Raw genomic sequence first — 21,251 nt, 5'->3', positions numbered from 1 at the left:
GCCTCCTAGGCCTTTGTTTGTGGAAATTCAACGTTACCACGGATGCGCCGGACACCTTTTTCAGCCTCTCTCCGCAGAGTGTTTTCGCTCGTGTGGAGATAGGTAATCAATGGCTGGGTGGTGCGTCCGCCCTGGTGGTAATCAAGATGGCCAATCCATGGTTCCGGTTGTATTCAGAGTTTGCGACCGACCCAAAAGTCCAGATGCTCAGCGAAGCAGACCAGCGACGTTACATCATGCTGTTATGCCTGCGTTGCAGTAACGAGGATGTAACGTTACATGAAACAGAGATAGCGTTTCAGTTGCGTATCAGTGAAACGGAATGGGCTCAAACCAAGGCCGTTTTGATCGCGAAAAAACTCATCACTGAAGACGGAAAACCGACCGCTTGGGATAAGCGTCAGTTTGCCTCTGACTCAAGTAATTCAAGGGTTAAGGCGCACAGAGAGCGTAAGAAACGGGAGCGTAACGTTACAGTAACGCCACCAGATACAGATACAGATACAGATATACCACCACCAACACGCGAGACCGATTTCGACTCGCGAACGAAATTCGCCATGTTCGAGCACTGGCAGCCCGACGAAAAATCGTTCGCAGCAGTGCTGGCCAGGAACTGCTTGGCCAACCAGGTCTTCGATCAAGACCAATTCCTCGAATTCAAATCCTTCTGGATTGCATCCCCCGACGACCACCGCACACAGGCGAAGTGGGAGCACGCGCTTGCCCAACACCTGAAGCGCGGTATGCGCAACGAACAAGCAAACGGGAGAAACGCCAATGCTACCCAGCAACCCGCATCGCGAAATGCCCAAGACCATCAAGGCGAAGGTGCCGCAGGTCGCAACCAAAGACCTGCTCGAACGGGCTCCCTCTCTGCTCCAGACCGTGTGCGAGCCGCCATTGCCGAGCGAGATGCTGCCGCAGGTGCTACTCGACAAGCTATGGATCAAAATGGCTGAGTTCTACGGGCACCGCTGGACGTCGAGCTTTGGCGTGATCGCAGACTCAGAACACACCTGGGCGAAAGTGCTTTCCGGTGTCACTGGCGAACAGCTCGCCAACGGCCTGCACGCACTTGTCGAGCGCGCTGCTGAGTTCGACTGGCCACCGCCAGCAAACGTGTTCCTGTCGCTGTGCCAACAGGCCAAGGGCCTACCAGGCACGCAGCAGGCTTGGGATGAAGCCCGCGCCGGCAAGTACAGCCACAAGGCCGTCAAGGTCGCAGCCGAGGCAACCAGCCTGTTCGACCTACATTCGGCGCTCGACGGTGACAAGGCCCTGTTCCAACGCTTCGAACGCAACTACGCCATCGTGAGGCGTCGTGCTCAGCTCGGCCAGCCGCTGGATGGCCGTATCCCCCACGGCATCGGCACAGACGCAGCGCGGCCGCGTGAACAGATCCAGCTCGAGCACTCGAACAAGCAAGCCGACCAGATCGTCGCCATCCTCGAGATCCCAACAGATCCGAAAGCCTGTCGCGCCATGCTGTTGGCCAAACTCAACATCCAGAGAGACGACCATGCCTGATCACAAGCCCGTTTCGTTCGTGGTACCAGGTGAGCCAGTGGGCAAGGGCAGGCCCAAGGTCAGCACCATCGGGGGCCATGCGCGCATGTACACGCCGACCAAGACTGCGAACTACGAGGGCAAGATCGCAATGGTCGCGCAACAAGCTATGACCGGGCGCGAGCTGATCGCAGGCCCGGTGCTGATGGAGCTGCGTATTCTGCTGCCCGTGGCTGCATCCTGGTCGAAGAAGAAAACCGCCGAAGCGCTGGCGGGCGAGGTGATGCCCACCAAGAAGCCCGACGCGGATAACGTCCTCAAAGCGATCTGCGACGGCATCAACGGCATCGTGTTCAAGGATGATGTCCAGGTGGTCAACGTCTCCATGTCCAAGCGCTTCAGTGAAACTCCGGGCGTCCTCGTGCGCGTCGTTCCACTACAGGGAAAATCGTCATGATGGAATCAATTTGGGATGCGCTGTTGGGAGTGGGTCCAGTCGTCGCGTTTTTCGTGGGATGGCGCCTCGGCGTTTCAAACGCGAAAGAGCACGGCTTGCTGTGGCGAGGTCGAGCAGAAGAAACCAACACCCAGCGGTTGCAGTTGCTCACCAGGCTAGGCGTGTGCACAGAGTGCGAGGGGCTCGGGAAAATACACATGGTCCACGGGAATTACTTCCAGACGTGCCGGACATGCAAGGGTAAGGATTCGCGAGGGTGAGCAGGAACATGCGTAAAAAACTTACACCCAAGCAGGAGGCGTTTTGCCTCGCTTACATCGAGACCGGCAACGCCAGCGAGGCCTACAGGCGCGCCTACGCGTGTTCCAAGATGAAGCCCGAAACGGTTAACAACAAAGCGCACGCGATGCTCAAAAAGGGCGAGATTGGGGCGAGGTTGGACGAATTGCGCGCGCCCGCCGTTGAGCGGGCCCAGGTGTCACTAGAAACCCACCTGAACGACTTGAAGCGCCTGCGCGACGTGTCGGCTAAGAAAGGGAAATATGGTCCAGCGATACAGGCTGAGATTGCTAGGGGCAAGGCGTCCGGCCTGTATATCGAACGCAAGGAACACACCGGCAAGGACGGCGGACCTATCCAGGTCGCGGACGCCGACGTCGAGCTAACTCGCGAGCAGCTGATCGAGCTGGCCAAGGAGCGGGGCTTGCCCACGTCCATTTTCGACGTATGAACGATATCGAACTGCTGGAACTGCTGGCCATCGCCGAGGCCCGCGAATCGTTTTGGGCCTTCAGGCGCTACATGGACCCGAAACTCAAGATAGGGTGGTGGCAGCGTGAGGTTGCGAACGTCCTGCAGAATTTTTTCGATGAACTCATGGCCGGTGAGCGCCCCATGTACGTCATCGAGGCGCCGCCGCAGCATGGCAAGAGCTTTCAGATACTCGACTTCATCGCGTGGCTATCCGGCAGGCATCCCGAGTATCGAACGATCTACACCAGCTTTTCTGAGCGCCTTGGCATCCGTGCGAACTTGCGCATGCAGCGCATCATGGACAGCCCGAAATACCTGAAAGTTTTCCCTGGCACGAAGCTCAGTAAATCCCGAACTGTTACTAATGACGGCCAGTCGCTTCGCAACCGCGAAATTCTGGAATACGTTGGGGAGGAGGGTTACTTTCGGAACACGACTGTGCGGGGCGCTATCACGGGCGAAGGGCTCGACCTGGGAGTCATCGATGACCCGATCAAGGGCAGGGCAGAGGCCAGTAGCAAGACCGTGCGTGATGCCGCGTGGGACTGGTTGACCGACGACTTCTTCACTCGATTTTCCGAACATGCCGGCCTGCTGGCCATCCTCACGCGCTGGCACGTCGACGACCCAATCGGGCGCTTGATCGAGAGCTCGCCACAGGTAAAACGGTTCTCCTATCGAGCGCTGGCCATCGCGGACGAACCGAATCGTAAAGAGGGCGAGGCACTGTTTCCCGAGCATAAATCGCGGGACTTCCTCCTAGCTCGTAAGGCCGTAATGGCGTCCGCCAACTGGGAGGCGCTGTATCAGCAAAATCCGCAGATCCTCGGCGGCGAGCTGATCCATAGCAACCAGCTCAAGCGGTACAAGATCACTCCACAAATCATCTACCGCAAGATCTTTGCGGACACCGCGCAGAAGACCGCCGAACACAATGACTACAGCGTGTTCCAGTGCTGGGGTATGGGTGACGATGGGCGTATCTACCTGCTCGATCAGATCCGGGGCAAGTGGGAGGCTCCAGACCTGGAAACGAAGGCCGTGGAGTTCTGGAATAAGCATAAAGCGGTTCAAGGCCAAGGGCGCCTGCGTAGTTTGGGTGTTGAAGACGCCGCAAGCGGTACCGGCCTGATTCAGAACGTGAGACGGAAAGCCAAAGCGCCGATCGTGGCCATCGACCGTGGCACCCAGCAAAACAAGCTATCCCGCGTCATGGATGTGCTCGGCTATATCGAAGCGGGGTTCGTGTGCATACCTGAAGACGCGCCGTGGGTGAGTGACTTCACCGAGGAGTGCGATGCCTTCACGGCGAACGACTCGCACGACCACGACGACCAGGTCGACCCGATGGTTGACGCAATCAACGACATGTTAGGAGGGACGAAACAAGGTATTCAGGTTTCGGACGAGGCCGCGAATGCGTTCGGATAGTTTACGGCTATCTGGTTGGACTGCTTAATGCGCTAGGGCTATGATTGGTTTTCGATAGTCAAACTCTATTAGGTCGTCATGCCTCGTCGAAAAAACAAAAAGAAGCGCCCGTATGTCCCCAAGGTCGTGACCGCGCCAGCACAGGCCGCTGAGCCCAAGGTCATGCGGGTCAACGACGCCTACACGGGCGCGTTCGGCGGTCTCGGTGTGCCATTGCCGGCCGTACGCCCGTGGGCGCCCCCGATGAACCTCTGTGAAGGCATGGCGACAGGCAAAGCGGCGCGCCTGGCCATGGACAAAGCGCTGGATGCTTCCGGGTATTACAACAACATTCAAGCCAGCATCCTCAACGTCGATGGTGCGCAGGGCATCACCTTTATTGGCTATCCGGCGCTGGCCATGCTTCAGCAAAACCCGCTGATGCGCCTGATCGTCGACACCATGAGCGACGAGTCCACGCGTAAGTGGGTGACGCTCAAGGGCATCGACGAAAAGGTCAATGATGACGACATCAAGCGCGTGCAGGGCTACTGCGAAAAATGGGCGCTGCGCAAGCTGTTCAAAGATGCGTCTGAGATGGTCGGCTTCCAAGGCGGCTGTCTGCTCTACATGGACATGGGGGTGGAGGACGCCGAGCTGGTCACGCCACTGGTGATCAGCGACAAGACCATCGGTCAGGGGAAGTTCAAGGGCTTTCGGATGATCGAGCCGATGCAGGTTTACCCGGGCGTGTACGAAGCGGCTGACCCGCTCAAGGGGAATTACTTCAAACCCGAAACGTGGATCGTCCTGGGCAAGGAGGTACACGTCAGCCGCTTCCTGTACTTCGCCAACAACGTGCCGAGCACCATCCTGCGTCCGGCCTACAACTTCTTCGGTATTCCGCTCGCGCAGTTGGTGCTCAAGTATGTGGCCAACTTCGAAAGCGCCCGCGACTCGTCGGCGGAGATCATCCACAACTTTTCGCTACTCGGCGTTAAAACTGACATGAGCCAAGTGCTGAACAATGGTTCTCCTGCAGACCTAGTTAACCGGGCCAAGATCCTGCTTGGAGCCAAACGCAATCAAGGCATGGCGTTTATCGACAAGGAAACTGAGGAGTTTTTCCAGATCGAAACCGCACTCGGCGGACTGAAGGATCTGGTGGCGCAGCAGCTCGAACTGCTGGCGCTGCTTCCGGGCATTCCGGTGACAAAGCTGTTCGGCACCGCGCCCACCGGCATGAACGCCACCGGTGAAAGCGACATGCGCAACTTCTACGACAAGGTGCGCACCTGGCAGGAATCGTTGTATTTCGACAACTTCGTCAAGGCCCGGCACATGATCGAACTGACCGAATCGGGCAGGATCACCCAGGGCATCACCGAGGTGTGGGAGCCGCTGAAGGAACCCGATCCTACCGAGCTGGCGACGATCCAAAAGACCAACGCCGAGCGCGATGCCATCTATCTGGATCAAGGCGTCATCCTGCAGGAGGAGGTGCGCGAACGGCTGTCCAGTGATGAGGACAGCGGTTACAACGGACTGGAGGTGGCCGTTGAGCTGCCGGACGAAGAGGGCGCCGAGGCAGAGCAGGAGCCGACCGATGTCGAGCCAGCCCCGGTCGTATAAGGGCATCAAGCCACCCTCGGGCGGCATCGTCGTGCGTCCGCCGGCGCCAAACGCGGGCCTGCGTGCCAAGTACGCGGCGAAGATGAAGAAGCTCAACGAGCGCATGACGGCTAGCGTGCAGTGGTGGATCAGCTCGACCTATCGCGCACGGGAAAGCGAAGTCGTCGGCGATGCCAGTCCGGCGGCGGAGGCGATGAAGGAAATTGCCCGGCTCGCTCGCCAATGGGGTTATGAGTACGGGCAGCAGGCGGCCTCGATCGCCAAGTGGTTCGTTTCCACGGCGGACACTACAACCACCAGCAGCCTGTTCAGCTCCCTGCGCCAGGCGGTGCCGACGGTCAAACCCAAGATGACCCGGCGCACCCAGAACATCCTCACGGCCATGACCACGGAAAACGTCGGCCTGATCAAGTCGATCCCATCCAAGTACTTCGAGCAAATCGAAGGCGCGGTGATGCGCGCGATGGCCAACGGACGCGATCTCGAAACCCTGAAGAAAGAGATTCTGGCGCTCGGTGAGTCGACCGATAAGCGTGCCGAGTTCATCGCTCGCGACCAGGTCAACAAGGCGACGTCGGTGATCAATCGAGCCCGCCAGCGTGACCTGGGCATCACCAAGGCAGTGTGGATGCACATGCGCGGCGGCAAGCATCCACGACATAGCCACGTGGAGGCCGACGGCAAGGAGTTCGAGCTGGCCAAGGGTATGTACTTGGATGGCAAGTGGATTCAACCTGGGGAGGAGCCTAATTGCGGGTGTCAGGCGGGGCCGGTTCTGCCTGAGTTCGGATAGCTTTGCACTATCGATATTGCGCTAATCTATTTTGAAATCTATTATGACTGCCTAATAGTCTAACTCTATTGATTGGTCATGATTGCCACCGACTCGGCACGCCGAACAGACGAAAACGGATACCTGCACGTTGAGGCCTCGGCCCTGACGAAGGCCGCGGTGAATCCGTATTACGGCCACGAGATCCCCGGTTTTGAATCGCTGGGCCTTGAGCCGGAACGCATCTATCAGGTGCTGCGTCCGGCCGAGGAACTGGAAAAGGCGGGGGCCACGTTCAACGGCCTGCCGATCCTGATTCGCCACGAGGAAGACAGTGCCTTCGATCCGCAGAAGGCTCTCCGCGTCGGTACCACGGGCACCAGCACTGTCTGGGACGTCCCTTATATCCGCAACACCATCGTCTTCCACGACGCCACAGCCATCGCTCTGATCGATTCGAAAGAGCAGAAGGAATTGAGCGCGGGGTATCGCTACGACCCGGTTATCGAGTCGGGCGAGTTCGAAGGCCAGCCCTACGAACTGAAGATGACCAACATTCGGGGCAACCACATTGCCCTGGTCAAGTCAGGCCGCGCCGGCCCTGACGTCGTGGTGGCCGATGGGTCACCGTTTTTGAGAGGCATCGTTATGACCGTAAAAAAAACCGGGCTGGCGCAAGCAATTGCCAAGGTCCTGAAGGGTAAGGGCCTGCTGGCCAAGGATGAGGCTGCCGCAGCTGAAGTGATCAAGGACGCCATGGATGCCGAGGACGCCGAGCCTACGACCGACACCGAGCCCGCCAAGGATCCGGCCACCGATCAGGAACCGGACGCTGACCTGGGCGCGCGCATCGCCAAGCTCGAAGCGCTGGTGAACAAGATCGCCGGCGCCGAGGAAGCGGAGGCCGCTGTTATCACCGGCGACGCAGACGAAGCCACGGACGCAGCCGATCCGGCACAAAAGAAACCACTCGCCGGAGATCAGGCGTTGAAAAAACCCAAGCCTGTCGTCATGGACGCCGCCCGGATCACCGCCGACGTGACCGCCAAGATCACCAAACAATTTCGTGACAAGGAAGAGGCGGCCGCGGCTGTCATGCCATTGGTTGGCCGCGTGACCACTACGACCTTCGACAGTGCCGGCGATATCTACGCCTTCGCGCTGAAGGAGAAGGGTTACGACCCGACCACATTCCCCGCCGAGGCGCATGCCGGCATGTGCGCAGTGCTTGCCAACACTCGCGGCCCAAGCCTTGCCGTCGACTCCAAACCATCGGGCGTGCTCGATGGTGTCGACCTTGATCGCTACCAACAACTCTGAGGCCGCTGCCATGCCATTTCAAAACACAGTACATGGGTCACTGAACGAAGGTCTGCCAGGTGCGTCCGCCAGTGACAACCCGTTTTCCAGCATCGTGAAGAAGGCCATCAACGGCTGTGCGCCGGGTCTGTTCCTGTGGGGCAGCGGCAACGGTCAGACCTTTTCGCCGGCGGGCAGCGGTAAGCCTGATGGCTTCTGTATCCGCACCCATACCGGCCTGATCACCGGCTTTCTCCAAGAGGCTCAGGAAATTATTCCGGAGGGCTTCAATGCGACCGCTGCCGCCAACGGTGACTGGTATGCACGCTCCACGACCACGGCGTTGGTAAAGCAGAAAGTGTTCGCCAACACCACCACGGGCACGATCTCGACAGCCGCCGCCAACTCCACCGTTGCCGGCCACGTAGAAACCGACTTCGTCGTCACCTTCGTTGCAGCGCCTGGCACCGCCGGCAGCGCAATCATCATTTCCAAATACTGAGGCCCGGCAAATGAGCCAGCTCGAATTTATGCGACTTGCCTCGATCGGCATTTCGAATTTTCCACAGCAGTGGATGACGCCTGAGGCGAAGACACGGATCGCCCAGGATGCCGCCATGGTCACCACACCGAACAACGGTGTGCCGGCCTGGATGACGCAGTACACCTCACCGACCTTGATCAAGGTGCTGACGGCCAAGCGCGCCGCCGAAGAGATTTTCGACCCGGTGCGTTACGGCTCCTACGGCACGACAGTTGCGTCGTTCCCGATCGTGGAGAGCACCGGCAAGATCGCCCCCTACAGCGACCAGGGGCGCGAAGGTTCGGCAAGCTTCAACGCCAACTGGCCCCAGCGGGAGGCGTACTACTTCCAGACCATCGTTGAATGGGGCGATCTGGAAATGGCCACCATGTCGGCGGCCAAGATCAATGCAGCCGTGCAGAAGCAGGAAGCGGCGGCACAGACCATCAAGATCGCGCACAACGACATCTGGTTCAACGGCGTTGCTAACTTGGCCAACTACGGCATCTTGAACGACCCGTCGTTGAACGCGGCATTGACCCCGGCCACCAGCGCCGGCGGAGATCTGGAGTGGTTCGATAAGGACACTATCGAAATCTACAACGACATTCTCGCGCTCTACACCGAGCTCAACCGCACGATGGGCGGCCTGCTGGATATGGACGTCGAGCTTGAGCTGACCATGAGCAACCTGGTGCGGCCAACGCTGAACAAGGCAACCAGCTTCAACGTGTCGGTGTTGACCATGCTCAAGGAAGGCTTCCCCAACCTGAAGATCATTACTGCGCCGCAGATGAGCACCGCCGCCGGCGAGATGGTGATGATGATCGCGCCGAACGTCGAGGGCCAGAAGACCGGCGACCTCGGCTATGTCGAGCTCATGCGCGCCCACGGCGTTGTCCGTGAGCTGTCCAGCCTCAAGGAGAAGTACTCGGCCGCGACCTTCGGCTCGGTGATGTATCGCTCCGCTGCCGTTTCCTCAATGCTCGGAGTCTGACCCATGAAAATTTATTCGAAACTTCCCCGTGGTGTGGTGTTTGTTGTCGGTGGGCGAAACATCACCATCAATGGCAGCAACACACCGGGTTGTCTGCTGCCGGATCATGGCGTGACCTCGATCCCGGACGATTACTGGGAGGAGCTGAAGAAGGTCTACGGCAAGCACAAGGCCATTCGTGACGAGCACATTTTCGCGGCGAAAGACCTGGACGACGCCGAGGCGATCGCCGAAGAGCGTGAAGAGGAAAAGACCGGCCTCGAGCAGCTCAACCCGAACGACCTGAAGGACGTGAAAACCTCGGACGACAAAACGCCCGAAATCGCCGCCGTGTCGAAAAAGGCTGAAGGCAAGTGATCGTCTCCTTTGATCCGATGAAGTTCCGGGAGACGTTTCCGGACGCGTTCCCGGTGGCCGTGTATTCGGATGCGTATCTGCAGTCGTGCTTCAACCGGGCATGCGTGCAGATCTCCAACGCCGAAGGCTCGGTCATTCCATTCGATCAAAGGGAACCGATTCTCTACCTGGCCACCGCGCACGTGGCGATCTTGGGTAAACGCGACGCCACTCTGACGGGGCAGATCACCTCAGCCGGACAAGGCTCAGAAAACGTATCCGTGGCGGTCGCTCAGGCGCCATTCAACAAGGCCTGGTGGTTCCTCACTGCGTACGGCCAAGAGTGCTGGATGGCGTGCAAGCCCTACACCTCATTCGTCTGGGTGTCGCCATGAGCAGGGCCCAAATTATTGGTGGCGAAAAGCTGCAGAAAGCACTGAAGGAGCTCATGGCCACCAAGGCTGCGCATGTGCGTGCGGGCGTGCTCGAGGGCGCTACCTATCCGGATGGTACCAAGGTGGCCACCGTCGCAGCAGATAACGAGTTCGGCAGCCCTACGAATCCTCCGCGATCGTATATGCGTCGTACTGTCGTCGAGCGGTCGGGTGTGTGGAAAGACGGCTTCGCCAAGCTGATGCAGAGCAATACCCCCGAGGTCGCGCTGGAAATACTCGGCAAGCAGATGGTCAAGGACATTCAACAGACCATCAAGGCGATCGGCGCCGAGGGTGGTAACTCCAAGGAAACGATCGAGCGCAAAGGCTTCGACAAACCGCTGACTGACAGCGGTCACCTGGGACGCAGCATCGATTCGGAGGTCGTGCCCGGTGAATCTGAATAAGGTGGTCAGCGGCGTCTTGGGCTCCGTCACGCCACGGGAGGATATTGCCCTGTTCCGTTGCACCGGTCAGGCGAACGTGAAGGGGAGGCTAACGCCGACCTATGCGCCGTTCGTTGAGCTGCTGGCCAAGGTGCAATCGGTCAGCGATGAGGCATTAAAGCTGATCGATCGCGTCGGCGACAACAGCAAGCTTCTGCACTTCTACCTGGATGGCGACTGGCGCGGCGTGTTCCGTCCGGACGGTACCGGCGGCGACATGATCTATGCGCGCCAGCAGTGGTGGCTGATCAACGCGGTACCGGAGGATTTCTCGCACGCCGGCTGGGTGTGCGTGCGCGGCGTTCTGCAGATGACCGGACCGGCCGGGGTGACCTACCCATGATCGATGTTCTCGGCGCCATGTATGACCTGGTCCAAAAGTTCGCCAGCACGCCGGCGGACAACATCCTGCGCGCCTGGCCAGATCGCGCCGCTCTGCCACTGCAAAGCTACGCGGTAATGACCTTGATTAACGTAGCGCGCCGAGGAACCAACTCGACTGACTTCACGTTTGACCCGGCCACCGAAGAAGACGGCGAGCTTACCGAAAGCGTTCTGCGCGAAACCATGGTGCAGCTTGATTTCGTTGGCGAAGACGCTGCCGACAACGCCGACAAGTTCGAGATGCTCAGCCGGTCCTCAATTTTCTGCGACTTCCTCGAGCCCTACGGCATTTCGCCTTTGTTCGCCGACACCCCGCGCGAGATGACCAAGCCTGATGGTACCGATCAATACGCCGTGCGCTACGTCGTCACGCTGACCATTTCCTATTGGGATGAAACCAGCGTCCCCGTGCCGTGGTTCGACGATGCAACCCTTACAACTGAGGTAATCCAATGAGCATTCCTGCTGATGCAATTGTCCAGGTCAACCCGGGCCTGCTGGTGCCGGGCGGCACGGATCTTGAACTGAACGGGCTGTTTGCCTATGACACGCCTCAGATCCCACCAGGTGGTGTTGTGGCCTTCGCTTCGTTGAATGATGCGAAAGCCTACTTTCTGCCTGACACCGAGATCCTTAAGCCCATCGGTATCTACTTTCGCGGCTACAACAACAGCCCGATCAAGCCTCGCCTGCTCTACGTGGCGCGTTGGGTATCGAAAGCGCGAAGCCCCTACGTCGTCGGCGCAGAGCACGACACCCTGGATGAGCTGAAAGCCATCACCAATGGCACCCTCACATTGATGATGGGCGAGTGGGAAGACACTCTCACAGGCCTGGATTTTTCGGCTGCCACGTCATTCTCGGCGGTGGCGGCGATTGTTCAGACAGCGATGCTGGCAAGTGGTAACAACTCGGCGGTTTGGAACCAATCCATCTGCACCTATGACGGCGTGTTCAGCCGTTTCATTATCGGGTCTGGCTACAACCCGCAATCCAAGGATCAGCTTATCTTTCCGCCCACCGGAGACGCGGCGACAGCCATGGGGCTGGATGTTGGCACGGCATACGATGGCTTGCGTGCACAACCACCAGGCGAATGCATGGATGCCATCAAAAAGGTGACGACCAACTGGGTGACGTTCACCTCTGGCAAGGCTGATTCGATCCCGACAGAAGACGAACAGCTGGCGTTCGCCCAGTGGTCCAATGACCAAGGCGTTCGGTATCTGTATGCGCTGTACGAAGACAATCCAAACCTGATTGAGCAGCTCACCACCACCATCGGGCAGCAGATCGAATCGTCAGGCAGCACCGACGATATCGGGTATCAGATCCAGGACCTGGACTTGCCAGGTGCTGAAGAGAATCCACAACCGGCCGAGCTGAGCAGCACCGACAACATCGGGCAGAAGATCCAAGACCTAGGCTTGTCGGGCGTCGCGGGCGAGTACGGCGAGATCGAATACGCCGCCTTCCTCATGGGCGTGGCTGCCTCGATCGACTACAACCGACCCGACGGCGCCATCACCACCGCCTTCAAGGCGCAGGATGGTATCCCCTTTAACGTCACCGATGAGGCCGTGGCGAACAAGCTGACGGAAAACGGTTTCAACTACTACGGCAACTGGGCCACGGCCAACGATCAATTCAAGTTCCACTACCCGGGCCAGATGTTCGGGCGTTACCTGTGGGTGGATACCTACCTCAACGCCATCTGGCTGAACAACGCGCTGCAGGTGTCGCTGATGAGCGGCCTCTCGAGCGTCGGGCGCTCCCCGCACAACGCTCGTGGATACGCGATGGTGCGGGCGTGGATGCTCGATCCGATTCAGCGCGCCTTAAGTGCAGGTGTCATCGATACCGGCATTGTCCTGGACGAATCGCAGAAGGCCGAGATTGCCGCGCAAGCCGGTATGGACATCTCCGCGCAACTGCAAACCAGCGGTTACTTCATCCAGATTCTCGATCCCGGTCCCGTGCCTCGCAAAGAGCGCAAGAGCCCAATCATCAACTTTTGGTACACCTACGGCGGCTCTATTCAGCAGCTCGTCCTGGCGTCCCGCGCAATCGTTTAAGGAGCCCAAGACATGGCACAGAGAAAGGGCACGATTACCTCGGCGAACTCCACGGGAATCATCACCGTCGATGAGCTGTTTCCCAGTGGCTTCCTGCTTGAGAACTACGCCACGGACGCGGCCATTGCGATGGACGAAGAGACCGTCGCCGAAACCCGCATGGGCGTGGACGGCAAGATGGTGGCCGGTTACGTCCCCTCCATCAAGGTGCTGACGCTATCGCTTGAGGCCGTCAGCGCTGCCGCTAAATCACTCGACCTGGTCAATGCCAGGAGCCGCCAGAACCTGGCGGTTTACTACCTCTCGTTGTCCTTTTCGGTACCGAGTCTGCGCCAGACCTGGACCTTTCAGGATGGCGTGCTCAAAAGCCTCAAAACCGTGCCGGACGTCAAGAAAGTTCTCGACATCCGCACCTTCAAATTCGACTTCGAATCACTCGACATACAGGACTGGTAATCATGGCTCGCAAAGTAATCACCATTAGCGTTAACGACGGCGGCGAAGAAAAGAGCTTTCGCCTCACGCAGATGCCGGCGACCAAACTGGAAGCGTGGATCGCCCGAGCGCTGCTGCTGGTCGGGCATACCGATATTGACCCGGCTGCATTTGCAGGTGGGGAAGAGGCCGCTGCCGCCGCTGGTATCAAGGCGCTGTCCGGCGTGAGCTACGAGCAGGCCAAGCCGCTCTATGACGAGCTACTGGGGTGCTGCGAAGTCATGATCGGTGACCACTTCGAAGCCCTCAGCATTTCGAATGCCGACGTGCATATCGAAGACGTCAAAACCCTGTTCAAGCTGCGCATGGAGGCGGCCAAGCTGAACTTCAGTTTTTTCGACTTCGGCGCGCTGTCGAAATCGATGAGCCAGAAGATGACGGCCGCCGGTATCTCAGCTACGCCAATGTCTCCGGCCTGATCGGCGTAATCACCAGCAACAAGCACGCAACCCTGCGCGAGCTCGAGGAGTACTACTCCTATGAGGATGCGCTGAACATGGTCGAGATCATCCGCATCAACAATGCGAATGAGCGGATCGCGATGAAGAAGGACTGAGCATGGCCACCGTTATTGACTCGCTGATCGTTCTGTTTGGCCTCGATCCGTCCGGTGTGGAGAAAGGCGCGCAGGAGGCGACAGGTACGCTGGAAACCCTGAAGTCCAATGCGCTCAGCATCTTTGCCACCATCGGCGGCGTGGCGTTGTTCACCGGGATGATCAAGTCCAGTTTTGACGCCGCTATCGCGGCGGGAGAACTGGCTGCCACGCTCGGCGAAGATGTCGAGCAGATCAACGCCATGGGCCAGGCGGTCGCCGCGCAGGGTGGTACGGTTGAAGGCTTCAATGATTCGCTGGGCAACCTTAACGCGGCGGTCGGTGAGATGGCGGCGGGCTTCGGTGGGCCAGGCAAAGACGCCTTCGAGAAGTTCGGCATCAGCATGCGCGATGCCAATGGCGACATGCGCAAGTCATCGGATGTGCTTCTGGATCTGTCCGACCATCTGAGCAAGATGTCTATCGGCGAGGCTGTCGCCATTGGCGAAACGATGCAAATTGATCCAGCTACGATCAAGATGATTCATCAAGGGCGAGAAGCCACTGAGGGCTTCATTAAGGCGCAAAAAGAAAAGGGGGTAATGAGCGCCGAAGAAATCGACCAGGCCAAAAAGCTTCAAGAAAGCATGCGTAAAACCAAGGCTGAAATCGAGCGCGCGACCGTTCCGATATTGACCATGATTATGCCGGCGCTGTCCATGCTCGCCGAGGTTGTGGCTGTGGTCGCTACCGCTGTCGGGAAGGGATTCAAAGTTATAGGGGACTTTGTCGAAGAGCACAGTACGGTCATTGTCGTTGCACTCGGTGTTGCAGGAACTGCATTCGCGGTCATCTACAGGGGCGCGATCTTGAAGGCCGCGGCCGCAATGACCATTCTTGGGATAAAGACGCTGATCGCTACATGGCCAATCATATTGATGGTGGCGGCGATTGCTTTGATTTCCGCCGCCATTGGTTTGCTCGTTGAAGACTTCATGGTGTGGATGGATGGAGGAGAGTCGGCATTTGGTGGGGTGTACGGGGCAGTTGCTGGTTTTTGGGCGAAAATAAAACCTATATTTGATGCGATTGGCGATTTGTTTGGCGCACTTTGGGATCTTGGTGTTGCTGCAGCACAAATAGTATTCGATAAGATCGCTTCGATTTGGAATGCTCTCTGGGAGCCTATGAAGGCCCCGGCACAAGAATTGTTCAATTGGATTAGCGAAAAGCTAAATGTATTTTTAAGGATGTTTGACAAGGTTAAGGAAGTAGCAGGAAAAGTAAAAGGGTGGTTTGGCGACGCGGGTGAGGAGGCTACAGGCTTCATCGAAGGGCTAACAAAGAAAGTTAAAGCCAAGACAGAAGACGTGAAAGCTGCTGCTACAGGCGCTGCCGCCAAGGACGCAATATCGCCAGCCGCCGCAGCTGCCGGAGCTGGCGCCGGGAATAAAACCGTAACGGTTTCCCAGTCGGTTAACGGCGTCACTATCAATACGCAGGCCACCGATGGAAAGGGGGTTGCTGCGGCTTTCAACGGTGCGACCAGCGATGACTTGAAAGGCATCGTTACCGCGGTTGATTCGGGGAATTTTCAATGACCTACGAAATCACCGACGCCGCCAGTAATAAGCCCATCGCCCCCATCAGTTCATTCCTCGGGATGAGCTACAAGTTCGAGTCGAAAGACACTCGCTATCCGGTTGAGAAGGGCGGCTTCTTTTCCGCTAACAAGGTCATCTCGCCCTGGTCGATCCCGGTACAGGTGGCGATCACCGGAACGCCTGAGCGTTTGCGCAGCATCCTTTTCGTATTGCAACGATATGCCTCCGGTACCGAACTGGTGAACGTCACCACGCCGTTTTACACCTACCTCGACGGCAACATCGAAACACTCAACTACACGCTCAAAGAAAACGGCGCCGTCGGCCTATTAGAAATCGAGTTGGGCTTGGTCGAAATACGCCAGATTGAAGCGCGCTACACCAGCGTTTCAGTGCCCCCGATCAGCGCAGGAAAAGCCAAGAACAAATCGGATGCGTCGACCGAGGAAAAGGGCAAGCAACAGCCCCGGGAAAGCGCTCTCGATAAGACAACTGACTGGGTCAAGGGGAAACTGTCGTGATCGAAGTTCCCTTGTCCCCAGTGCCAGGCCAAAACCTGCAGATCATCCTGGACGACCAGAACGTCACCCTGGCCCTGCGCCAGAAAGACGCGCGCATGTACATGGATGTCGACGTGGGCACGACCCGCGTGATCAGCGGCGCCATTTGCAACAACAGAACCAACGTCAAGCAATTCAAAACCATGCCCTTCAAAGGCGGGCTGTTCTTCGTCGACACCCAAGGCAATGAACCGCCCCAATACCACGGCCTTGATACGCGCTGGGTGTTGGTTTACCTGTTCGAGGATGAGCTATGACCAGCTTCACGCAGAAGCAAATAGAAGTTCGCTTCACGCTCGGCGCGGGTCAGTTCGCGGCGGGCGGTAACACCAAGATCGTCAACGGTCTGGCGACTCGCTGCAAGATCAGCAAGCCAGGCTTGCCGGATAAAAACGGCGCCTCGGTGACAATCTACGGCCTGCTGCCGGATGACATGGCCAGGCTGACGACACTCAACTTCCGCCCGCTCCAGGTGCAGAAGAACCTGATCCAGATTCTGGCAGGCGAGGTCGGCGGCTCAATGTCGATCGCCTTCGCCGGCGAGATCACCAGCGCCTTTGCCGACTACAACGCCGCGCCCGATATCGCGTTCGTGGTCGAGGCATTGGCCGGCTATTACCCGAGCGTGACGCCGGCGGCGCCGATGTCGATCCGTGGCTCGGTGTCGATCGAGGAGATCGTCAGCGGCATCGCCAAGGACATCGGCTATCAGTTCGAGAACTTCGGCGTTACCGCCTCGCTGCTCAATCCGATCCTGAATGGTTCGCCCATCGAGAAAGCGCGCACCGCCTGCCGCAATGCCGGCGTGCAGTTGTTCATCGATGACAACCGCCTGCGCATTGCGCCTGCGGATGGGTTTGTGGGTAGCAGTCGGCCGGTACCGCTGAGCGCCGAAACCGGGCTGATCGGCTATCCCACCTTCGGCTCGGACGGCATCAAGCTCAAGGCGTACTACCAGCCAGAGCTGGAGCTGGGCGGTCTGATCCATGTGCAATCCATCGTCCCGATGGCGTCCGGCGACTGGATCATCACCAAGCTGTCGCACCAGATCGAGGCCAACGTTCCTGGCTCTGACAATGCCTGGATATCTGAATTCGAGGCCTCGCATGACGGCAAGACCAAGAAGGACAAAAAGAAGGACAAGGAAAAATCATGAGCGAGCCAGTCAAGGGCGCGCGCAAACTCAGCAGCGCCAATTCTCCCGTCAATGCCATCAGCTTTCTGGTGGAGCGAATGCTGGCCGGCACGCTCAACACCTGCACGCTGGTGCGCGTGGATGAGGTCGACCCGGACCCCGACAACCCGAGGGTGGCGGTCACGCCACTGGTGCCGCAGATCGATGGCGATGGCAACACGCTGGCGCCTCAGTCGATCTACGACGTGCCGTATTCGCGCGTCCAGGGCGGTGTCGCCGCACTGATCATCGATCCGGTACCGGGCGATATCGGCATTGCCCTGTTTGCCCAGCGCGATATCACCACGGTCAAGCTGACCAAGAGCGCTGGCCAGCCTGGCAGCCTTCGCACCTTCGATCAAGGAGACGCGCTGTATGTGGGCTGGGTGCTGAACAAAACGCCGACCGTGTTCCTGGAGCTGACGCAGGACGGCAAGGTCAAGCTGGTGGCGCCGGCGGGCGTGGACATCGAGGGCGACTTGCGAGTGTCCGGCAAGATTGATGCGGCAGGCGATGTGGTCGGTGCCGGGATCTCGCTAAGCGGCCACGATCACCTATCCGCGTCCCCGGGCGACCCGACGAGCCCGCCGAGGTCTGCGCCATGAAAACCCTATTGCTTTCGCCCGAATGGGATCTGCAGCTTGATGCATCCGGCCAATTCGCCACCGTGTCCGGTCCGTTGGCCGTGGCGCAGTCGGTGGCCAACGCCATTCGGCTGTTCACCGAGGACGCCTATTTCAACCAGACCGATGGCGTTCCGCACTTCGACATCACCCTGGGTCATCGGCCCAGTCCGGACGTCGTCAAAGAGCGTTTGATCCGTACCGCGCTGGCGGTAAATAAAGTGGACTCGGCGACCATGACGTCGTTTGCCGTAGTCAACCGGGTGGCCACCGGCACCATGGACATTGAGACCCTTGGGGAGATCGTGAATGTTGCATTTTGATCCCGCGACCGGGCTCTACGCCGACGACACTGCGGTCATTCGCGCGGAGACCGAAGCGCTTTGGAAAGAGGCGCTTGGCCAAGACGCGGACACATCCCCGGGCTCACCGATCGGCCAGCTGATCGACGCACAAACCGCCTTTGTCGCCGACAAGGACCGGCAGGTCCTCTATATGTCCAACCAGTTCAACCCAGCGGCCAACGAAGGCATCTGGCAGGACGCCATCGGCCAGATCTATTTTCAGGATCGCCTGGGTGCGGCGCCGACCCTGGTCGAATGCGTGTGCACCGGACTGGCGGGAACAATAGTGTCCGGAACCGCGCAGGCAGATACCGGCATGCGTCTGGTGACGGTCGCCCCGGTGGAGATTCCTGCCGGCGGCAGTGCGCTGGTGTCCTTCCGCACGGTAGAGGAAGGCCCGATTGTCATCCCGAAAAACAGCGTCACCACCATCATTACCACCGTGCCTGGCTGGGACACCGTGGACAACCCGGCCGCCGGCGTAGAAGGGCGCCTGGTCGAAAGCCCGCAAGAGTTCGAGGCACGGCGCAAGGCGAGCGTAGCCAACAATTCGCAGGGGCGGGCGGTGGCCATCAATGGCGCGATCGCAGCGGTCACCGGGGTGATTGATTCGGTGGTGCTGGAGAACTACAAGACCACCCCCATCACCGAACATGGCGTCACCATCCCGGCGCACACATTCTTTATTGCTGTCGCGGGTGGTGCCGGCGCCGATATCGCCAAGGCCATCTACCAGAAGAAAGACGGCGGCGCCGCCACGAAGGGCAACACCCCCGTCACGCACGTCGACCCGGATTATCCGCTGGCCGGTTACACCTACAACTATGAGATTCCGGCGAACCTGAATATCACGGTGACAGCGACGATCAAGGTCACCGAGTCCACGCCGAGCGATATCGCCGCCAAGATCACACAGGCGGTGACCGACAATTTCTATGGGCGCGGTACCGACGATCGGGTGCGGATGGCGTCGACACTGTACGCCTCGCGCTTTTACACGCCCGTTATTTCTGCCGGCGTTCAGGACCTGGTATCTGTCACCCTTAATACGGGCGCTGGCCAGGTCAACAGCATCGTGATCAATGCCGACCGCCTGCCCAACCTGGCCAACGTCGTGACGGTGTTCGCATGATCCAGGCCGAAGAGACGATCCAGTCCCAGTACTCCTCGAGCCCGCGTCTGATCAAGCTGGTTCAAGGGATGGCCAAGCAGCTCAACCCTGAAAAGGACATCGAGCTGTTTTTCAAGAAAGTGGTCGACATCAGCCAAGCAGAAGGCTGGGGGCTGGACAACTGGGGGCGGATTCTAGGCCTCGGGCGGATCGTTGAGATCTCGGCGGTCAACAGTCTCGGGTTCACCGGCAGTGGCCTGCAACCCTTCAACCAGGCCGCCTTCGATTCCGGCGGACTGACGCGCAACTACGAGCTGCTGGATGGGGCGTATCGCAAGTTCCTCATGCTCAAGGCCGCTTCCAACATCAGCAACGCCACGATCCCGACCATCAATCGTTTCATGTCGCTGGTGTTCCAGGATCGAGGGGATGTCTATGTCCTGGAAACCGGCCCCATGCAGATCCAGTACACCTTTAAATTCATTCTGGAGCCTTGGGAGCGGACGATCATGAATCTTGACTGGATGATCCCGCGCCCCGGCTGCGTTTCCTATACGTGGGTTGAACAACCCATCGTTCCATAGAGGTCTAGACACATGGATCAGCCCGATCTGATTTTAAAACCCTTGGCCGAGGATTCGTCCACCAAGGTCCTGCCTCCCTTGACGGCAGCCGCTGCCGGGTTTGGGCGGATGTCGCAAGAAAGCGGCTTTCCGCCCGAGACGCAAGAGCCGCTGGAAACCGGCGGCAAGGCGCCTCAGCGTGATGATTTCAATGGCGCGTTCAACCTGCTATCCCAACACACTGTTTTCCAGCAGGCAGGCGGGCGTTACAAATTCAACGCAGCGTTGTCGTACGACATTGGCCACCGAATCGTGCTCGATGACGGCATGACAGAGGTGATGTCGATCGTCGACGACAATACCAATAATCCGAATGCTGGGCTCGGCGCCGGTTGGCGTGAGGTTGGGGTCATACCGCCTGCGTCGGAATCCGTCGCCGGCATCGCTGAAATAGCGACGACTGTAGAGGTGAACGCAGGGCTTGATGATTCGAAAATCGTAAGTCCTCTGAAGTTGGCGCAGCGTCTTGGATCAAAGCTAACCACGAATATTTTTCTTTCCGATACGACGAATATCAACGGTATCGGCGCGTACGGCCAGGAAGGGGTTTATTACCAAACAGCGAACGTACATGCACTTCCCTCACTGGGCTATCCCGTCGCAGAGGCTGGAACATTGTTGGCAACGCCCAGCGCTTATGGGCTTCAGCAGGAGTACACCACTTTTACTGGTCGTAAGTTCCTTCGGGGCTTGACCACTACCTTCAACGGCTCCGGCCCCTGGTCTGCATGGGTGGAGTTTTTGGCGGGCGGCTCTTCTGGTAATCCGATGGCAGCCGTCCCCGTCGGTATCCCAACCTACTGGCCGACTCTTTCCGTGCCTGCTGGGTGCATGCAGATGGCAGGGCAAGCCTTCAGCGCCACGACTTACCCGATATTGGCCCAACGGTATCCGTCTCTGGCACTCCCGGATATGCGTGGGATATTTATTCGCGGATTGGATGCGGGTCGAGGCGTAGATCCTAACCGGCAAATTTTGAGCGGACAGGGCGCTCAAACCAACAATCTCGACCAAGTGAATTCCGACCGAGTTCCCGTTGATGCATCCTATGAAACCATCACCATTCCCCAAGACGGATCATTTTCCCGGCACGTGTACACGGGCGGCATTTCCGGTACCGAGATGTCCTCGGCATTCAAATTAAGGGGCGTAGAA

General features: G+C 58.6%; 27 protein-coding genes. All 27 read left to right on the top strand.

Annotation, left to right across the window (positions count from 1 at the left end):
• Positions 1-17 precede the first annotated feature (17 nt).
• Complete coding sequence (locus VNV36_RS05295; protein ID WP_325716838.1) at positions 18-962, top strand: DnaT-like ssDNA-binding domain-containing protein; 945 nt, start codon at positions 18-20, stop codon at positions 960-962.
• Positions 955-1,530 carry a hypothetical protein gene (locus VNV36_RS05290; protein WP_325716837.1) on the top strand — a complete coding sequence of 192 codons (576 nt, stop codon included), beginning with the start codon at positions 955-957 and terminating at the stop codon, positions 1,528-1,530. Before VNV36_RS05295 ends, VNV36_RS05290 begins: the two co-directional genes overlap by 8 nt.
• Positions 1,523-1,966, top strand: coding sequence for a RusA family crossover junction endodeoxyribonuclease (locus VNV36_RS05285; RefSeq protein ID WP_325716836.1), 444 nt, complete (start codon positions 1,523-1,525; stop codon positions 1,964-1,966). Before VNV36_RS05290 ends, VNV36_RS05285 begins: the two co-directional genes overlap by 8 nt.
• Positions 1,967-2,234: 268 nt before the next feature.
• A complete protein-coding gene (locus VNV36_RS05280; RefSeq protein ID WP_325716835.1) occupies positions 2,235-2,696 on the top strand; it encodes a terminase small subunit in 462 nt (153 codons plus the stop codon).
• The gene (gene terL, locus VNV36_RS05275; protein WP_325716834.1) at positions 2,693-4,150 is read left to right on the top strand and encodes a phage terminase large subunit; all 1,458 of its coding nucleotides are present in this window, start codon (positions 2,693-2,695) and stop codon (positions 4,148-4,150) included. Before VNV36_RS05280 ends, terL begins: the two co-directional genes overlap by 4 nt.
• Positions 4,151-4,228: 78 nt before the next feature.
• Positions 4,229-5,761: an anti-CBASS protein Acb1 family protein gene (locus tag VNV36_RS05270; RefSeq protein WP_325716833.1), complete on the top strand. Its 1,533-nt coding sequence runs from the start codon at positions 4,229-4,231 to the stop codon at positions 5,759-5,761.
• Positions 5,736-6,554 carry a phage head morphogenesis protein gene (locus VNV36_RS05265; RefSeq protein WP_325716832.1) on the top strand — a complete coding sequence of 273 codons (819 nt, stop codon included), beginning with the start codon at positions 5,736-5,738 and terminating at the stop codon, positions 6,552-6,554. Before VNV36_RS05270 ends, VNV36_RS05265 begins: the two co-directional genes overlap by 26 nt.
• Positions 6,555-6,632: 78 nt before the next feature.
• Complete coding sequence (locus VNV36_RS05260; protein ID WP_325716831.1) at positions 6,633-7,853, top strand: DUF2213 domain-containing protein; 1,221 nt, start codon at positions 6,633-6,635, stop codon at positions 7,851-7,853.
• A gap of 10 nt (positions 7,854-7,863) precedes the next feature.
• Positions 7,864-8,334: a structural cement protein Gp24 gene (locus VNV36_RS05255; protein ID WP_325716830.1), complete on the top strand. Its 471-nt coding sequence runs from the start codon at positions 7,864-7,866 to the stop codon at positions 8,332-8,334.
• Positions 8,335-8,344: 10 nt separating this feature from the next.
• Positions 8,345-9,352 (top strand): major capsid family protein, encoded by a 1,008-nt coding sequence (locus VNV36_RS05250; protein WP_325716829.1) that lies wholly within the window; start codon positions 8,345-8,347, stop codon positions 9,350-9,352.
• Between the two features lie 3 nt (positions 9,353-9,355).
• On the top strand, positions 9,356-9,709 hold the full coding sequence (locus VNV36_RS05245; protein WP_325716828.1) for a hypothetical protein: 354 nt from the start codon (positions 9,356-9,358) through the stop codon (positions 9,707-9,709).
• On the top strand, positions 9,706-10,083 hold the full coding sequence (locus tag VNV36_RS05240) for a DUF4054 domain-containing protein (RefSeq protein ID WP_325716827.1): 378 nt from the start codon (positions 9,706-9,708) through the stop codon (positions 10,081-10,083). The genes VNV36_RS05245 and VNV36_RS05240 overlap by 4 nt, the downstream gene beginning before the upstream one ends.
• Positions 10,080-10,529, top strand: a complete 450-nt coding sequence (locus tag VNV36_RS05235) for a hypothetical protein (RefSeq protein WP_325716826.1) — start codon at positions 10,080-10,082, stop codon at positions 10,527-10,529. The genes VNV36_RS05240 and VNV36_RS05235 overlap by 4 nt, the downstream gene beginning before the upstream one ends.
• Entirely contained in the window at positions 10,516-10,911 is a 396-nt protein-coding gene (locus tag VNV36_RS05230; RefSeq protein WP_325716825.1) for a hypothetical protein, read from the top strand. Before VNV36_RS05235 ends, VNV36_RS05230 begins: the two co-directional genes overlap by 14 nt.
• Complete coding sequence (locus VNV36_RS05225; protein ID WP_325716824.1) at positions 10,908-11,408, top strand: phage neck terminator protein; 501 nt, start codon at positions 10,908-10,910, stop codon at positions 11,406-11,408. Before VNV36_RS05230 ends, VNV36_RS05225 begins: the two co-directional genes overlap by 4 nt.
• Positions 11,405-13,027 (top strand): DUF3383 domain-containing protein, encoded by a 1,623-nt coding sequence (locus tag VNV36_RS05220; protein WP_325716823.1) that lies wholly within the window; start codon positions 11,405-11,407, stop codon positions 13,025-13,027. The genes VNV36_RS05225 and VNV36_RS05220 overlap by 4 nt, the downstream gene beginning before the upstream one ends.
• A gap of 12 nt (positions 13,028-13,039) precedes the next feature.
• A complete protein-coding gene (locus VNV36_RS05215; protein ID WP_325716822.1) occupies positions 13,040-13,483 on the top strand; it encodes a phage tail fiber protein in 444 nt (147 codons plus the stop codon).
• Positions 13,484-13,485: 2 nt separating this feature from the next.
• The gene (locus VNV36_RS05210; protein ID WP_325716821.1) at positions 13,486-13,941 is read left to right on the top strand and encodes a hypothetical protein; all 456 of its coding nucleotides are present in this window, start codon (positions 13,486-13,488) and stop codon (positions 13,939-13,941) included.
• A gap of 139 nt (positions 13,942-14,080) precedes the next feature.
• A complete protein-coding gene (locus VNV36_RS05205) occupies positions 14,081-15,658 on the top strand; it encodes a phage tail tape measure protein (RefSeq protein WP_325716820.1) in 1,578 nt (525 codons plus the stop codon).
• Positions 15,655-16,182 (top strand): phage baseplate protein, encoded by a 528-nt coding sequence (locus tag VNV36_RS05200; protein WP_325716819.1) that lies wholly within the window; start codon positions 15,655-15,657, stop codon positions 16,180-16,182. The genes VNV36_RS05205 and VNV36_RS05200 overlap by 4 nt, the downstream gene beginning before the upstream one ends.
• The gene (locus VNV36_RS05195; protein ID WP_325716818.1) at positions 16,179-16,478 is read left to right on the top strand and encodes a phage baseplate plug family protein; all 300 of its coding nucleotides are present in this window, start codon (positions 16,179-16,181) and stop codon (positions 16,476-16,478) included. The genes VNV36_RS05200 and VNV36_RS05195 overlap by 4 nt, the downstream gene beginning before the upstream one ends.
• Positions 16,475-17,377 (top strand): baseplate hub protein, encoded by a 903-nt coding sequence (locus VNV36_RS05190; RefSeq protein ID WP_325716817.1) that lies wholly within the window; start codon positions 16,475-16,477, stop codon positions 17,375-17,377. Before VNV36_RS05195 ends, VNV36_RS05190 begins: the two co-directional genes overlap by 4 nt.
• A complete protein-coding gene (locus VNV36_RS05185) occupies positions 17,374-18,000 on the top strand; it encodes a hypothetical protein (RefSeq protein WP_325716816.1) in 627 nt (208 codons plus the stop codon). The genes VNV36_RS05190 and VNV36_RS05185 overlap by 4 nt, the downstream gene beginning before the upstream one ends.
• Positions 17,997-18,341, top strand: a complete 345-nt coding sequence (locus VNV36_RS05180) for a contractile injection system sheath initiator (RefSeq protein ID WP_325716815.1) — start codon at positions 17,997-17,999, stop codon at positions 18,339-18,341. The genes VNV36_RS05185 and VNV36_RS05180 overlap by 4 nt, the downstream gene beginning before the upstream one ends.
• Positions 18,328-19,494 (top strand): baseplate J/gp47 family protein, encoded by a 1,167-nt coding sequence (locus tag VNV36_RS05175; protein ID WP_325716814.1) that lies wholly within the window; start codon positions 18,328-18,330, stop codon positions 19,492-19,494. The genes VNV36_RS05180 and VNV36_RS05175 overlap by 14 nt, the downstream gene beginning before the upstream one ends.
• On the top strand, positions 19,491-20,057 hold the full coding sequence (locus tag VNV36_RS05170) for a baseplate wedge 1 family protein (RefSeq protein WP_325716813.1): 567 nt from the start codon (positions 19,491-19,493) through the stop codon (positions 20,055-20,057). Before VNV36_RS05175 ends, VNV36_RS05170 begins: the two co-directional genes overlap by 4 nt.
• Positions 20,058-20,069: 12 nt before the next feature.
• The coding region (locus VNV36_RS05165) for a tail fiber protein (RefSeq protein ID WP_325716812.1) at positions 20,070-21,251 on the top strand (1,182 nt) is incomplete at its 3' end.

Origin of the sequence: Pseudomonas sp. (assembly GCF_035554175.1) — a bacterium.
Lineage (GTDB): Bacteria > Pseudomonadota > Gammaproteobacteria > Pseudomonadales > Pseudomonadaceae > Aquipseudomonas.
Note: the sequence above shows the minus strand (reverse complement) of the source record. Positions and strands in the feature narration are given on the sequence as shown.

Bases quoted from the DNA above. Each gene is read 5' to 3' on its own strand.
- VNV36_RS05290 (WP_325716837.1), top strand. From the start codon at position 955: ATGGCTGAGTTCTACGGGCACCGCTGGACGTCGAGCTTTGGCGTGATC.
- VNV36_RS05285 (WP_325716836.1), top strand. From the start codon at position 1,523: ATGCCTGATCACAAGCCCGTTTCGTTCGTGGTACCAGGTGAGCCAGTG.
- VNV36_RS05280 (WP_325716835.1), top strand. From the start codon at position 2,235: ATGCGTAAAAAACTTACACCCAAGCAGGAGGCGTTTTGCCTCGCTTAC.
- terL (WP_325716834.1), top strand. From the start codon at position 2,693: ATGAACGATATCGAACTGCTGGAACTGCTGGCCATCGCCGAGGCCCGC.
- VNV36_RS05270 (WP_325716833.1), top strand. From the start codon at position 4,229: ATGCCTCGTCGAAAAAACAAAAAGAAGCGCCCGTATGTCCCCAAGGTC.
- VNV36_RS05265 (WP_325716832.1), top strand. From the start codon at position 5,736: ATGTCGAGCCAGCCCCGGTCGTATAAGGGCATCAAGCCACCCTCGGGC.
- VNV36_RS05260 (WP_325716831.1), top strand. From the start codon at position 6,633: ATGATTGCCACCGACTCGGCACGCCGAACAGACGAAAACGGATACCTG.
- VNV36_RS05255 (WP_325716830.1), top strand. From the start codon at position 7,864: ATGCCATTTCAAAACACAGTACATGGGTCACTGAACGAAGGTCTGCCA.
- VNV36_RS05250 (WP_325716829.1), top strand. From the start codon at position 8,345: ATGAGCCAGCTCGAATTTATGCGACTTGCCTCGATCGGCATTTCGAAT.
- VNV36_RS05245 (WP_325716828.1), top strand. From the start codon at position 9,356: ATGAAAATTTATTCGAAACTTCCCCGTGGTGTGGTGTTTGTTGTCGGT.
- VNV36_RS05235 (WP_325716826.1), top strand. From the start codon at position 10,080: ATGAGCAGGGCCCAAATTATTGGTGGCGAAAAGCTGCAGAAAGCACTG.
- VNV36_RS05225 (WP_325716824.1), top strand. From the start codon at position 10,908: ATGATCGATGTTCTCGGCGCCATGTATGACCTGGTCCAAAAGTTCGCC.
- VNV36_RS05220 (WP_325716823.1), top strand. From the start codon at position 11,405: ATGAGCATTCCTGCTGATGCAATTGTCCAGGTCAACCCGGGCCTGCTG.
- VNV36_RS05215 (WP_325716822.1), top strand. From the start codon at position 13,040: ATGGCACAGAGAAAGGGCACGATTACCTCGGCGAACTCCACGGGAATC.
- VNV36_RS05210 (WP_325716821.1), top strand. From the start codon at position 13,486: ATGGCTCGCAAAGTAATCACCATTAGCGTTAACGACGGCGGCGAAGAA.
- VNV36_RS05205 (WP_325716820.1), top strand. From the start codon at position 14,081: ATGGCCACCGTTATTGACTCGCTGATCGTTCTGTTTGGCCTCGATCCG.
- VNV36_RS05200 (WP_325716819.1), top strand. From the start codon at position 15,655: ATGACCTACGAAATCACCGACGCCGCCAGTAATAAGCCCATCGCCCCC.
- VNV36_RS05190 (WP_325716817.1), top strand. From the start codon at position 16,475: ATGACCAGCTTCACGCAGAAGCAAATAGAAGTTCGCTTCACGCTCGGC.
- VNV36_RS05185 (WP_325716816.1), top strand. From the start codon at position 17,374: ATGAGCGAGCCAGTCAAGGGCGCGCGCAAACTCAGCAGCGCCAATTCT.
- VNV36_RS05180 (WP_325716815.1), top strand. From the start codon at position 17,997: ATGAAAACCCTATTGCTTTCGCCCGAATGGGATCTGCAGCTTGATGCA.
- VNV36_RS05175 (WP_325716814.1), top strand. From the start codon at position 18,328: ATGTTGCATTTTGATCCCGCGACCGGGCTCTACGCCGACGACACTGCG.
- VNV36_RS05170 (WP_325716813.1), top strand. From the start codon at position 19,491: ATGATCCAGGCCGAAGAGACGATCCAGTCCCAGTACTCCTCGAGCCCG.